This is a genomic window from Mesorhizobium sp. WSM1343, assembly GCF_055901535.1.
Window position 1 is genome coordinate 1033761 of the sequence record NZ_CM148370.1, and the last position, 13172, is coordinate 1046932.

14 protein-coding genes are annotated in these 13172 nt (G+C 63.7%); 6 read left to right on the forward strand and 8 right to left on the reverse strand.

Annotated features, from left to right (window positions below; genetic code table 11):
- Positions 1–45 precede the first annotated feature (45 nt).
- Complete coding sequence (gene acnA, locus AC0NIL_RS04935; RefSeq protein WP_013528828.1) at positions 46–2736, reverse strand: aconitate hydratase AcnA; 2691 nt, start codon at positions 2734–2736, stop codon at positions 46–48.
- Positions 2737–3016: 280 nt separating this feature from the next.
- On the opposite strand from acnA, the gene ccmA reads away from it, so the two are divergent.
- From ccmA to AC0NIL_RS04955, 4 genes are all read left to right on the forward strand, one after another.
- Entirely contained in the window at positions 3017–3640 is a 624-nt protein-coding gene (ccmA, locus tag AC0NIL_RS04940; RefSeq protein ID WP_063169544.1) for a heme ABC exporter ATP-binding protein CcmA, read from the forward strand.
- Between the two features lie 28 nt (positions 3641–3668).
- A complete protein-coding gene (gene ccmB, locus AC0NIL_RS04945; RefSeq protein ID WP_024504965.1) occupies positions 3669–4334 on the forward strand; it encodes a heme exporter protein CcmB in 666 nt (221 codons plus the stop codon).
- A gap of 123 nt (positions 4335–4457) precedes the next feature.
- The gene (gene ccmD, locus AC0NIL_RS04950) at positions 4458–4625 is read left to right on the forward strand and encodes a heme exporter protein CcmD (protein ID WP_013528831.1); all 168 of its coding nucleotides are present in this window, start codon (positions 4458–4460) and stop codon (positions 4623–4625) included.
- Complete coding sequence (locus AC0NIL_RS04955) at positions 4622–5197, forward strand: DsbE family thiol:disulfide interchange protein (protein ID WP_063169543.1); 576 nt, start codon at positions 4622–4624, stop codon at positions 5195–5197. The genes ccmD and AC0NIL_RS04955 overlap by 4 nt, the downstream gene beginning before the upstream one ends.
- A gap of 158 nt (positions 5198–5355) precedes the next feature.
- Here the strand turns inward: AC0NIL_RS04955 and AC0NIL_RS04960 are convergent, their stop codons facing one another.
- Entirely contained in the window at positions 5356–5523 is a 168-nt protein-coding gene (locus AC0NIL_RS04960) for a hypothetical protein (RefSeq protein ID WP_013528833.1), read from the reverse strand.
- 259 nt (positions 5524–5782) lie between these two features.
- Here AC0NIL_RS04960 and AC0NIL_RS04965 point away from each other — a divergent pair, with 259 nt between their 5' ends.
- A complete protein-coding gene (locus AC0NIL_RS04965) occupies positions 5783–6703 on the forward strand; it encodes an SMP-30/gluconolactonase/LRE family protein (protein WP_013528834.1) in 921 nt (306 codons plus the stop codon).
- 76 nt (positions 6704–6779) lie between these two features.
- The gene (locus AC0NIL_RS04970; protein WP_013528835.1) at positions 6780–6986 is read left to right on the forward strand and encodes a tautomerase family protein; all 207 of its coding nucleotides are present in this window, start codon (positions 6780–6782) and stop codon (positions 6984–6986) included.
- Positions 6987–7191: 205 nt separating this feature from the next.
- Here AC0NIL_RS04970 and AC0NIL_RS04975 read toward each other — a convergent pair whose 3' ends face one another.
- The 6 genes from AC0NIL_RS04975 to dapF all read right to left on the reverse strand — a co-directional run bounded on the left by AC0NIL_RS04975 (position 7192) and on the right by dapF (position 13124).
- The gene (locus tag AC0NIL_RS04975; RefSeq protein WP_024504967.1) at positions 7192–7722 is read right to left on the reverse strand and encodes an NADPH-dependent FMN reductase; all 531 of its coding nucleotides are present in this window, start codon (positions 7720–7722) and stop codon (positions 7192–7194) included.
- Positions 7723–7762: 40 nt separating this feature from the next.
- On the reverse strand, positions 7763–8383 hold the full coding sequence (locus tag AC0NIL_RS04980; RefSeq protein WP_275953421.1) for a pyridoxamine 5'-phosphate oxidase family protein: 621 nt from the start codon (positions 8381–8383) through the stop codon (positions 7763–7765).
- Between the two features lie 25 nt (positions 8384–8408).
- Entirely contained in the window at positions 8409–9083 is a 675-nt protein-coding gene (locus tag AC0NIL_RS04985) for a septation protein A (RefSeq protein WP_013528838.1), read from the reverse strand.
- Positions 9084–9144: 61 nt separating this feature from the next.
- A complete protein-coding gene (ftsY, locus tag AC0NIL_RS04990; protein ID WP_275953422.1) occupies positions 9145–10914 on the reverse strand; it encodes a signal recognition particle-docking protein FtsY in 1770 nt (589 codons plus the stop codon).
- Between the two features lie 12 nt (positions 10915–10926).
- Complete coding sequence (gene mtaB, locus AC0NIL_RS04995) at positions 10927–12240, reverse strand: tRNA (N(6)-L-threonylcarbamoyladenosine(37)-C(2))-methylthiotransferase MtaB (RefSeq protein WP_127384638.1); 1314 nt, start codon at positions 12238–12240, stop codon at positions 10927–10929.
- Positions 12240–13124 carry a diaminopimelate epimerase gene (gene dapF / locus AC0NIL_RS05000; protein ID WP_224675755.1) on the reverse strand — a complete coding sequence of 295 codons (885 nt, stop codon included), beginning with the start codon at positions 13122–13124 and terminating at the stop codon, positions 12240–12242. The genes mtaB and dapF overlap by 1 nt, the downstream gene beginning before the upstream one ends.
- Between the last annotated feature and the right edge of the window lie 48 nt (positions 13125–13172).

Genomic DNA, 13172 nt, shown 5'->3' on the forward strand with positions numbered 1-13172 from the left:
CCCTACTTCCCTACTTCCCTACTCCCCTACTCCCTTACTCCCTTACTAAGCTGCCAGATCGCGCAGCACGTATTGCAGGATGCCGCCGTTCTTGAAGTAGTCGAGCTCATCCAGCGTATCGATGCGGCAGATGATCGGCACGTTCTTCACCGTGCCGTCGCCATAGGTGATTTTGGCGATCATCGTCTGGCGCGGCTTGATGGTGCTCAGTCCGTCGATCTCGACCAGCTCGTCTCCCTTGAGGTTGAGCGATGCCCATGAGGTGCCTTCCTCGAAGACGAAGGGGATGACGCCCATGCCGACCAGGTTCGAGCGATGGATGCGCTCGAAAGACTGGGCGATGACCGCGCGGACACCGAGCAGATTGGTTCCCTTGGCCGCCCAGTCGCGCGACGAGCCGTTGCCGTATTCGACGCCGGCGAAGACGACCAGCGGCACGCCTTCCCTTTTGTACTCCATCGCCGCGTCGTAGATCGATTCCTCTTCCTTCGACGGGTAGTGAATGGTGTAGCCGCCCTCGCGGCCGTTCTCGCCCAGCATGTGGTTGCGGATGCGGATGTTGGCGAAGGTGCCGCGCATCATCACCTCGTGATTGCCGCGCCGCGTGCCGTACTGGTTGAAGTCGGCGACACCGACGCCGTGGTCGGTGAGATATTTTCCGGCCGGTGAGGCCGCCTTGATCGATCCGGCCGGCGAGATGTGATCGGTGGTGATCTTGTCGCCGAACAGGCCGAGCACGCGGGCGCCCTTGATGTCGCCGATCTTGCCGAAACCTGATGTCATGCCGGCGAAATAGGGCGGGTTCTGCACATAGGTCGAGTTGTCGTCCCAGGCATAGGTCTGGCCTTCCGGCGCCTTGACGTTCTGCCAGTACTCGTCGCCCTTGAAGACGTCGGCATATTTGCGGGCGAACAGCTCGCGGGTGACGTTCTTCTCGATGAACTCCTGGATCTCGGCCGAGCTTGGCCAGATGTCCTTGAGGTAGACCGGCTCGCCGTTCTTGTCCTCGCCGAGCGGCTCTGTCGTGAGGTCCTTGGTGACAGTTCCGGCCAGCGCGTGCGCGACGACCAGCGGCGGCGAGGCCAGATAGTTGGCCTGCACGTCAGGCGAGACACGGCCTTCGAAGTTGCGATTGCCGGACAGGACCGCGGCAGCGATCAGGCCCTTGTCGTTGATGGTTTTGGAGATCGGCGCCGGCAGCGGGCCGGAATTGCCGATACAGGTGGTGCAGCCGAAGCCGACCAGGTTGAAGCCGATCTGGTCGAGCTCCTTCTGCAGGCCGGATTTCTCCAGATATTCGGCGACCACCTGGCTGCCGGGAGCCAGCGAGGTCTTCACCCACGGCTTCTGCTTCAAACCGAGCCGGTTGGCATTGCGGGCCAAAAGACCGGCGCCGATCAGCACGCTCGGGTTCGAGGTGTTGGTGCAGGAGGTGATGGCGGCAATGACGACATCGCCGTGACCGAGATCATGGTCGGTGCCTTCGACGGCGTAGCGCTTGGAGATTTCGGCCGCCTTCTTGTATTCGGTCTCCATCGCCTTGGCGAAGCCTTCCGGAATGCCTTCCAGGGCGACGCGGCCTTCCGGTCGCTTGGGGCCGGCCATCGACGGCACGACGGAGCCAAGTTCGAGCTCGAGCAGATCAGTGAAGACAGGGTCGGCCGAGCCGGTTTCACGCCACAGGCCCTGCGCCTTGGCATAGGCCTCGACCAGCGCGATGCGGTCCTCGCTGCGGCCGGACATTGTGAGATAGCGGATGGTTTCCGAGTCGACCGGGAAGAAGCCGCAGGTGGCGCCATATTCGGGGGCCATGTTGCCGATGGTGGCGCGGTCGGCCAGCGTCATGTTGGAGAGGCCCGGGCCGAAGAACTCGACGAACTTGCCGACGACCCCCTTCTTGCGCAGCATCTGGGTGACGGTGAGCACGAGGTCGGTGGCGGTGACGCCCTCTTTCAGCTTGCCGGTGAGGCGGAAGCCGATGACTTCCGGCAGCAGCATGGAGACCGGCTGGCCGAGCATGGCCGCCTCGGCCTCGATGCCGCCGACGCCCCAGCCGAGCACGCCAAGGCCGTTGATCATGGTGGTGTGCGAATCGGTGCCGACGCAGGTGTCGGGATAGGCTGTGGTTTCGCCGTCCTCGGTGTTGGTCCACACCACCTGGCCGAGATATTCGAGGTTGACCTGATGGCAGATGCCGGTGCCAGGCGGCACGACGCGGAAGTTGCGGAACGCCTGCTGGCCCCATTTCAGGAATTTGTAGCGCTCCTCGTTGCGCTCATATTCCAGCTCGACATTGCGGGCGAAGGCCATCGGCGTGCCGAATTCGTCGACGATGACGGAATGGTCGATGACGAGGTCGACCGGCACCAGCGGATTGATCTTCTGCGGATCGCCGCCGAGCGAAGCCATGGCGTCGCGCATTGCGGCAAGATCGACCACGGCCGGAACGCCGGTGAAATCCTGCATCAGCACGCGGGCCGGCCGATAGGCGATCTCGACGCCGGCGGTGCCCTTGTCGGTCAGCCAGCCGGCCACCGCCTGGATCGATTCCTTGGTGACGGAGCGGCCGTCTTCGTTGCGCAGCAGGTTTTCCAGCAGCACCTTCATCGAATAGGGCAGTTGCGAGATGCCGGTAAGGCCGTTCTTTTCGGCCTCGATGAGATCGAAATAGGCATATTCAGCGCCGCCTGCGGTCAGCGTGCGGCGGCAATTGAAACTGTCGAGGGATTTTGACACGTGCGATCCTTGTCTGTTCAGCCTGAAAGGGAACGGACGCCGATGGCATGCAATCACGCGCAAAGGTGCGGGTACGGCCATTTCCGCTGTCCGTTCCCAAGCAACCCGAGCCGTTCAAGGCGGCGCGTGCGCTGGTTCGGCGCTAATTCTGTTCCCGTGCCGACCGCTGGCACGGATGCACCGCATATAGAGAATTTTCTGGAATAGTTCTAGACAGTTGGAAAGCAATTTTGTGCGATGCGGCAGCGGCCGCGACACATGGTTTCAGGGCAGGCGAGGAATGCGGCTGATCGCCGAAAATCTGGGCGGCGAGCGAGGCGGCGACGCGGTGTTTTCCGGCATCGGCTTTGCCTTGGAGGAGTGTCAGGCGCTTATCGTCACCGGGCCGAACGGATCGGGCAAGTCGACCTTGCTGCGGATCATCGCCGGGCTGCTGCCGGCGGCGGAAGGCAGCGTGAGGATTGAGGGCGTCATGAAGGTCGAAGACGGGGGCGAAGCGTTTCCGTCTGTTGCCTCGGCCTGTCACTATCTCGGCCACCAGAACGCAATGAAGCCGGCGCTCAGCGTGGCGGAGAATTTGCGCTTTTGGCGAGACTTCAATGGCGACGGACAGCTCGGCGTCGAAGAGGCGCTGGAAACGGTCGGGCTCGGCGGCATCGGCCACCTGCCGTTCGGCTATCTATCGACCGGGCAGCGGCGCCGCGCGGCGATCGCCAGGCTTTTGGTCAGCCACCGGCCATTGTGGCTGCTGGACGAGCCGACGGCGGGGCTGGACAAGGCGGCGGAGGCGCGGTTTGCGGGGTTGATGGCGAGGCATTGCGCGGATGGCGGGATGATTGTCGCGGCGACGCATCTGCCGCTCGGGATCGAGGGGATGGAGTTGAGGATGGGGGAAGCCGGTTGATGGTGTCTGGGCGAAAGCATCTCAAACCATGCTAGCGCTCTTCCTGCGCGACATCCGCCTCAACATTCGTGCCGGCGGCGGAGCGCTGACCGGGGTCATCTTCTTCCTCGCCGTCATCGTCACCATCCCGTTCGGGGTCGGGCCGGACCTGAAGCTGCTGGCCCGCATCGGACCGGCCATCCTGTGGATCGGCGCGCTGTTGTCCTGCCTGCTCGGGCTCGACCGGTTGTTCCAGGCCGATCGCGAGGACGGTTCGCTCGATCTCCTGGTGCTCGGCAACGATCGCCATATGCTGGCTCTGACAGTGCTGGTGAAATGCCTGGCGCATTGGGCGGGCAGCGTGCTGCCGCTGGTCATTGCGGCTCCCTTGCTCGGCCTGTTCATGAACATGGAGCCGCTCGGCATCGGCGCCACGGCGCTGACGCTGCTGGTCGGCACGCCGGCCATCACGTTCATCGGCGCCGCCGGTGCGGCGGTGGCGGTGGCGCTGCCGCGTGGCGGGCTGCTGATCTCGGTGCTGGTGCTGCCACTGACCATCCCGGTGCTGATCTTCGGCGTTTCGGCAAGCTATGGGGCGACCGCCAATCCCGACCCGTTTCTGCAGCCCTTCCTCATTCTTGCCGCGCTGACCCTGTTTCTTGGCGTGCTGGGTCCGGTCTCGGCGGCGCTGGCGCTGCGCCATGGCACGGATTGACGCAGCGTATGACTGCGGCTCGGCGACCGATTGCGAAGCCGACGGAGCGAGGCTAAGGAAAAGCATGTCTAGACTGGGCGACATGATCGGCTTGGAAGGCCCCACTTCAGCGGGACCTGCCGCATGAGTGCGCATGCACTCTACGTGACCGCCGCCTATGGCATCACTGCCGTGGTGCTGGCCGGATTGATCGGCTGGATCCTGCTCGACCAGCGGGCGCGCAAGCGTGAGCTTGCCGAACTGGAGGCGTCCGGCGTGAGGCGTCGCTCCGACAAGGTCGCCAAGCCATGAGCACCGAAACGGAAACGCCGCCGCCCAGTCGTCGCCTGTTCGTGCTTCTGCCGCTGCTGATCTTCCTCGGCCTGGCCGGACTGTTCCTGTCGCAACTGCTGTCGGGGCGCGATGCTTCGGAAGTGCCGTCGGCCCTGATCGGCCTGCCTGCGCCGCAAACCAGCCTGCCGGCGCTGGAGGGCTCAAACCTGCCGGGGCTCGATTCGAAAACCTTCGCCGGCAAGGTCACATTGGTCAACGTCTTCGCGTCGTGGTGCGCGCCATGCCGCGAAGAGCACCCGGTGCTTCTGGCGTTGTCGCAGGATAAGCGTTTCACCATGGCAGCGCTGAACTACAAGGACCGGCCCGAAAACGCACGCCGGTTCCTCGGCGATCTCGGCAATCCGTTCCAGGCGATAGGGGTCGACGAAGCGGGCCGCGCGGCGATCGACTGGGGCGTCTACGGCGTGCCGGAAACCTTCGTCATCGGCAAGGACGGCAAGATCGCCTACAAACATGTCGGCCCGCTGACGCCCGAGACGGTGCAGGCGTTGCTGTTGCCGCAGATCGACAAGGCACTGGCGGCGCATTGATATTCAGGTGATGCCGGCCTGCAAACAGCGGCTTCCTGCGCTTCCGGTGCTCACGTACCAAAAGTACGCTCCGCTCCGGTTCTCGGAAACCACCGTTTTCGACTCGGCCTGACCTGAATCTCAACGCACCTTGGCGGCGCGTCTTATCGGGCTTGAGATCAGCCGTAGATCTGCTTGTGGATCTGGTAGAGCATTTCCGAGCGGTCGGCGCGCATGTCGGCCAGATCGCGGCTGGAAAAGCTGTCGATTTCGGCGACAAGGCGGTTGTAGTGCTTGCGCTTGGCAATGCTGTTGCGAGCGCGGGTCATGAGACTGTCGAGGATCATAGCAAGGTTCCTTTTTGGCGCCGCATTTCGGCGGCGGTTTCTTCCTCCCTTGATCGATACGAAGCATGACATAGTAATGGTGCATTGCAAAAAGAAGATGTTGCAATGCACCATTGCGCTGGACGCATAGCCGGTTAATGCGGCGCTAACGTCATGCGCAGAGCCGGCAAGCGATCTTTTGTGGGACACTGTGCGTACCCACATTGCCTTCTGTCCCTCCGGCTGGCTTGATCCCTGTCATTGATGCCGGGAGGAAAGCATGGCGGCCGCAGACTATTATGAAATTCTCGATCCGCGCTTCGCGCGCCTGTTCAACGGCAACGCGCAGGTCGAGAAGCTATTCACCGGATGCCAATGGGCGGAGGGGCCGGCCTGGTTCGCCGCCGGCCGCTATGTCGTCTGGTCCGACATCCCCAACAATCGCATGCTGCGTTATGACGAAACCGACGGCAATGTCAGCGTCTTCCGGCAGCCGTCCGGCAACTCGAACGGCAACACCGTCGACCGGCAGGGCCGGCTGATTACCTGCGAGCATTCGGGCCGCCGCGTCAGCCGCACCGAGTTCGACGGCTCGGTCACCACGATCGCGGCCAAATGGAAAGGCAAGCGGCTGAATTCGCCCAACGACGCGGTGGTGAAATCCGACGGTTCCATCTGGTTCACCGATCCAAGCTACGGCATCGATACGGATTATGAGGGCGACAGGGCTGAGAGCGAAATCGGCGCCTGCCACGTCTACCGGGTCGATCCCGGCACCGGCGAGGTCGAAGCCGTCATCACCGATATGGTCAGGCCCAACGGGCTCGCCTTCTCGCTGGACGAGAGCAAGCTTTATGTCGTCGATACCGGCCGCACGCATGGCGCGCAGAATCCGGCGCATATGCGGGTGTTCAATGTCGGCAAGGGCGGCAAGAAAGTCTCCGGCGAAAAAGTCTTCGCCGACTGCACCGCCGGCCTGTTCGACGGCTTCAGGCTCGACGAGGACGGCCGCATCTGGACCAGTGCCGCCGACGGCATCCATTGCTACGATCCGGACGGCACGCTGATCGGCAAGGTCAAGGTGCCGGAAGTCACCGCCAATTGCGTGTTCGGCGGCAACAAGCTGAATTGCCTCTACATCGCCGGCACCACGTCGCTCTACATGGTGCGGCTGATGGTCAACGGCGCCAAGACATACTGAGAGTTGAACACTGGCGACCGTTCGACGGTTTCATCGAAGCGGGTCGTGAGCACGAACATCCCCGGGAGGACAAGAAATGCCATTCGTCAACATCCGCATCGTCAAGGAAGTGATCGCCGCCGATCCGGCGGGCAAGAAGGCGGATATCGCCAAGAAGGTCACCGCGGCCATCATGGACGCCACCGGGCTGAGCAACGACGATGTCTGGGTGGTTTTTGAAGAGGTCAACGCCCGCGATTGGTACGTGGGGAAGACCGATGTGGAGACGCTGCGAAAGGGGTAGTGCGCGATCTTTCCTTCTCCCCTTGTGGGAGGTGGATCGGCGCGCAGCGCCGAGACGGTTGAGGGGTGGGTGACGGATTGCCGTCGGTGCCAAGCTGGAATACCCTCATCCGACCTCGCTTCGCGAGGCCACCACCCTGGGGCGAGCCACGGGTCTCGCCCCGTCCTTCAGACCCCACAAAGGGAGAAGGAAGAGAGGCCGCCGCTCAACGCGAGCGGATAAACTCCGCGAAGGCATTCAGTGCATCATGCATCGCCTGCCGGTTCGCCGGCGCCGCCAGGATGCCCGCCACCTCCGGCGGCTTCCTGCCGAGCAGGGCGATCTCCAGCACATCGTCGTAAAGCGCGAACGACATGGTGCGCATGATCTCGGCCAATGCGGCGCGGGCGAACAGCGAGCGCGGCGAGGCGTGTACCAGCATGGCGGGCTTGGCGACGGCGGCATCGCGCGAGACCAGCCAGTCGAGCGCGTTCTTCAGCCCGCCCGGCACGCCATGGGCATATTCCGGACAGGAGACGATCAGGCCGTCGGCTCGACTGACGGCATCGATCAGCTTGGAGGCTTCGAGCGGCGTCCGCTCGCCTTCATCGTCGGGATTGAAGATCGGCAAACGGCCAAGCCCGTCATGGACGGTGACGCGGCAGCCGGACGGCGCTTCGCGCGCCAGTGCGGCGATCAGCGCCGAATTTGTGGAGGCCGCGCGCAGGCTGCCGGAAATGGCAAGGATGTTCAGCAAGGTATGGAATCGGTCCAGACGCGAATCGCGTCCGCAAAAACTACCACATCGTCTTCTTGTATTCCTCGTCGAGCCAGCGATCGGTCGCCTCGGCGGAATCGGCAACCGCCAGCTGATCGCGCATGATCTGGCCGAGCGTCGGCAGCGTCGCGCGGTCGTACCAGGTTTCCGGCTTCCACAAATCCGAGCGCATGAAGGCTTTTGCGCAGTGCATGTAGGCCGCCTTGACGCTGACCACGACAACGCTTTGCGGCTCCCTGCCGTCGACGGCGAGCCGTTCGCGCAAATTTGCGTCGACGGTGATGCGGGCATCGCCGTTGACGCGCAGCGTCTCGTTCATGCCGGGGATGAGGAAGAGCAGCCCGACCGAGGGATTGACGAGGATGTTTTCCAGCGTGTCGAGCCGGTTGTTGCCAGGCCGGTCGGGAATGGCGATGGTGGTGTCGTCCAGAACGGTGGCAAAGCCCGGTTTGTCGCCCTTCGGCGTCACGTCGGCATTGCCGGCACCGTCGGACGAGCCAATCAGCACGAATGGGCTCTTGGCGATGAAGGAGCGGCAATGGCCGTCAAGTTTTTTCAGCTCCTTTCGGATAGAACCGTCGGTCGGTCGTGGCGTCTTGTAGATCGTCCTCAACTGGTCGCGCGTGGTGACGAATTCCATGGCCCTTTCCCCTTATTTGCAGGCTCTATTTCCCGGCCTTCTCTTCTTTGCCGGTCTTGTCGTCCAGCGAATGGCGCAGGATCAGCGGCATCTGGCTGAAGGTGAACAGAAGCGTGATCGGCATGATGCCCCAGACTTTGAAAGTAACCCAGGCGTCGGTGGAAAAATTGCGCCACACCACCTCATTGACGATGGCCAGGAACAGGAAGAACAGGCCCCAGCGGAAGGTCAGCTTGCGCCAGCCTTCAGCGTCGAGGCTGAAGGCTGAATCGAAGACATAGCCAAGCAGCGATTTGCCGAAGTACAGGCCGCCGAGCAGCACCCCGCCGAACAGCGTGTTGACGATGGTCGGCTTCATCTTGATGAAGATGTCGTCCTGCAGATAGAGCGTCAGCGCGCCGAAAATGAAGACGACGACGCCCGACACCATCGGCATGATCGGCAAGGTGCGGGTGAGCAGCCACGAGGCGATCAGCGCGATTGCCGTGGCGGCCATGAACAGGCCGGTGGCGACGAAGATCGGCCCGCCGAACTCGGCCAGAACAGGGAATTTCTGCACCAGCCATCCGCTGCGCGCATTGGCGAAGAAGAACACCATCAACGGACCCAGCTCCAGCACCAGCTTGAGCAGCGGATTGACGCCTTCCTTCTTCTGCTTCTGCGGGTCCGACGGATCGCGTTCGAGAATGGGTGGGTTCATGGAATCTCTTTCTTGCGCATGATCTGATCCAAAAAGTCTGCACCTTTTTGGGACATGCTTGTTAAGCTACTCCAGCGATCGCCCTGGCGAATTCGCTTGCTGAGAAAGGTTCGAGGTCGTCGACCTGTTCGCCGACGCCGATGAAATAGACCGGCAATTTGTGCTTTGCCGCGATCGCCACCAGAATACCGCCGCGCGCCGTGCCGTCCAGCTTGGTCATCACCAGGCCGTTGACGCCGGCGATATTGCGGAAGATCTCGACCTGGTTGAGCGCGTTCTGGCCGGTGGTGGCGTCGACCGTCTGCAGCACGGTGTGCGGCGCTTCCGGATCGAGCTTGCCGAGCACGCGAACGATCTTTTCGAGCTCGGCCATCAGTTCGGTCTTGTTCTGCAGACGGCCGGCGGTGTCGATGATCAGCACGTCGGAGCCGGCCTCTTTCGCCCGCTCGAATGCATCATAGGCAAGGCCCGCGGCATCGGCGCCGAGCTTGGAGGCGATGACCGGCGATTTCGTCCGCTCGCCCCAGATTTTCAGCTGCTCGATCGCTGCCGCGCGGAACGTGTCGCCGGCGGCGAGCATGACCGACAGGCCGCCATCGGTCAGCTTGGCGGCGAGCTTGCCGATGGTGGTGGTCTTGCCGGTGCCGTTGACGCCAACCACCAGGATGACATGCGGCTTGTGCGAGAGGTCGAGCTCCAGCGGCATGGCGACATGGGTCAGCACTTTTTCCACCTCGGCCGCCATGATGGCGCGGACCTCGGTGTCGGAAACGTCCTTGCCGTAGCGGCTGGCGGCCAGCGCGTCGGTAACGCGCAAGGCGGTCTCCATGCCGAGATCGGCGCGGATCAGCACATCCTCCAGGTCCTGCAAAGTCTCTTCGTCCAGCTTGCGCTTGGTGAAGACGCCGGCAATGTTGCCGGTCAGTTCCTTGGACGAGCGGGCAAGCCCGTCCTTCATGCGCTGGAACCAAGAGCGCCTCGGTGCCGGCTCCGGCGCTTTTTGCGGCTCGGCCTTCTGCTCGACCTTCTTGGTGACGGTCACCTTGCCGGGGGCGGCTTTCGGCTCCGGCGCGGGTGGCGGAAGAGGCTGCGGCTCGGGCGCAATTTCCGCAATGACCGGCTGCGATTCGATCGGCGCAGGCTGGCGAATGGGAGGTGCGATTTCGGCGGCGGGTGCTTCGGGCGTCGGCGCTGAAACTTCTTCCTTCTCCCCGTCGCTATACGGGGAGAAGGTGCCGGCAGGCGGATGAGGAGCGGCGCCGGCCTCTGAAGACGGCTGAAGAGGGGACGGCGCCGGTGTGGGCACCTCGATCGGCGCTGGTGTTTCTGCCGGAACCTCGGCCGGCGTCGGCACTTCGACTGGTGCCGGCTCCGGCCGCTTTTCCGGGCGTGACGGGACGATCTCCGGTTCGGCCGGCGCCGGCGCTGGGACTTCTTGCGGCTGCCGTTCGGGCGTGGGTTCGGGAGTCGCAGGGGTGAGCGGAACTTCCTCGGGCGCCGGCGGCTCTGGAGTCTCTGGCGCGGGCGCCGGTTCTTCTTTCGGCGCGGGCTCCGGCAGAGGTTCCGGCTCGGAGGGAACAGTCGGCTCCGGTGCTGGCGGGATGGTCGGCTCCGGCGCAGGAATTACCTCCGGCTCGACCGTCGGCGTCGTTTCTGCCTCGGGCCGCGGCTCGTCGCGCTTCAAGAACTCCGGGACGACCTGTTCGGCCGCCGGCTTCAGCGCATCGAGTGCTTCCCATTTGATCGGCGGTAGCGGGGCGGTCTCGTCGATCCGTTCCTCGACCACCTCTTTCTTGCCGAACGAAAATATCTTCTTGAAAAAACCAGCCATGCTTTGCGTTTCTCAGGCGGCGCGGGCGGCAAGCGGCGCCGCGATCAGCCTGGTACCATCGTGGCCCGATATATCGGCCTCGACGATCTCACCCGGTGCGCCCGTGCCGAGTGCGGCAAGCGTAAAACCCTCGGTGCGGCCAAGGCCGTCTCGCTCGATCAGGATCGACTGACGCGTACCGGTGAGCAACGACAGATGCCTGACATAGGCAACTTCACCGGCGGCTCGCAGCCGGGCGGCGCGCTGCTTGACCACCTCGCGGCGGAGCTGCGGCATGCGCGCGGCAGGCGTGCCTTCGCGTGGGCTGAAGGGGAAGACGTGGAGATGGGTCAGGCCACACTCCTCGACAATTTTCTCCGAGTTCTCGAACATTTCGTCGGTCTCGGTCGGGAAGCCGGCGATGATGTCGGCGCCAAAGACGATACCGGGGCGCAGTTTGCGCACATCCTCGCAGAAGCGGATCGACTGATCGCGCAGATGCCTTCGCTTCATCCGCTTCAGGATCATGTCGTCGCCCGACTGCAGCGACAGATGCAGATGCGGCATCAACCGGGGCTCGGTGGCGATGGCGTCGAGCAAATCGTCGTCGGCCTCGATCGAATCGATCGACGACAGCCGCAGGCGCTTAACATCGGGCACCTGTTTCAGGATGGTCTTCACCAGTTTGCCGAGCTTCGGCGCGCCCGGCAGGTCGGCGCCGAATGAAGTCATGTCGACGCCGGTCAGAACGATCTCGGCATAGCCGTTGCCGGCGAGCCGCTTGACCTGCTCGACCACGGCGCCCATCGGCACCGAGCGCGAATTGCCGCGGCCGTAGGGAATGATGCAGAAGGTGCAGCGGTGGTCGCAGCCGTTCTGCACCTGGACGAAGGCGCGTGCGCGGCCCTCGATGGCGTCGACCATGTGACCCGCGGTCTCGCGCACGGAAAAAATGTCGTTGACGCGCGCCTTCTCGGTGTCGTTGACGCCGAAATCCGGCAGCGCGCGGTAGGAATTCGCGTTCAGCTTCTCTTCATTGCCAAGCACGAGATCGACCTCGTCCATGGCGGCGAATTTTTCAGGCTCGGTCTGCGCAGCGCAGCCGGTGACGATGATGCGGGCTCGCGGGTTGTCGCGGCGCGCCTTGCGGATCGCCTGCTTGGCCTGGCGCACGGCTTCGCCTGTCACGGCGCAGGTGTTGAAGATCACGGCGCCACCTTCCAACGCGCCGAGGCCCGCACTTTCAGCCTCGCGCCGCATCACCTGCGATTCATAGGTGTTGAGCCGGCAGCCGAAGGTGACGACATCGATCCCCGGGGACACCGGGCTCTTGGGCAGAGCGGACATCAGGCCGCGCTTTCAGTGTCGCGGGCCCATGTCCCGATCGACGGGTCGAAGTTGCCGGAAAATTCCCATTCGGCGGCGCCCGTCAGGACCACGTGGTCATCGTCGCGCCATTCGACATGCAGCGTGCCGCCGCCTGGCGTCAACAGACTGACGCTGCGGCCGGTCCGGTTGGTGCGGGCCGCGGCCACCACGGCCGCGCAGGAGGCCGAGCCGCAGGCCTTGGTCAGGCCGGCGCCGCGTTCCCAGGTGCGGATGATCATGGTTTCGGGCGAAGTAACCTGAGCGATGGTTATGTTGGCGCGCTCGGGGAACATCGGGTGGTTCTCGAGCAGCGGACCGAAGCGGTCGAGCTCGTAGGACCAGACGTCGTTGTCGACCCAGAAGATCGCGTGCGGGTTGCCCATCGAAACGACCGAGGGTGAATGCAGCACGGGGGCGTCGATCGGGCCGATCTGCAGCTCGATCATGCGGGTGTCGCGGAATTCCTCGGCTAGCGGGATATCCTGCCAGCCGAAGCGCGGCGTGCCCATGTCGACCGAGATCGAACCGTCGGCGTGTTCGCGCGCATTGAGGATGCCCGCCACGGTCTCGAAGGTGAAGATCTTCTGGCCGGTCTCGGCGGCGAGCGCCTGGACGACGCAGCGCATGCCATTGCCGCAGGCCTGCGCACCGGTTCCATCGGAATTCAGGATGTCGATGAAAAAGGCGGTGCCAGACGTCCTGGCGTCATGGATCGCCATGATCTGGTCGAAGCTGGTCGCAGCATCGGCGTTCAGCGCAATCGCCGCCGCCGCCGTCACCCGATCGGCACGGCCACGCATATCGGCAACGATGATCTCGTTGCCGATGCCGTTCATCTTGGCGAAAGGGGCAGTGCTGGCCATTGCTCCGAAAAATTCCGTGTCCGTTTGGCGCTATATGGCGGAAACGGG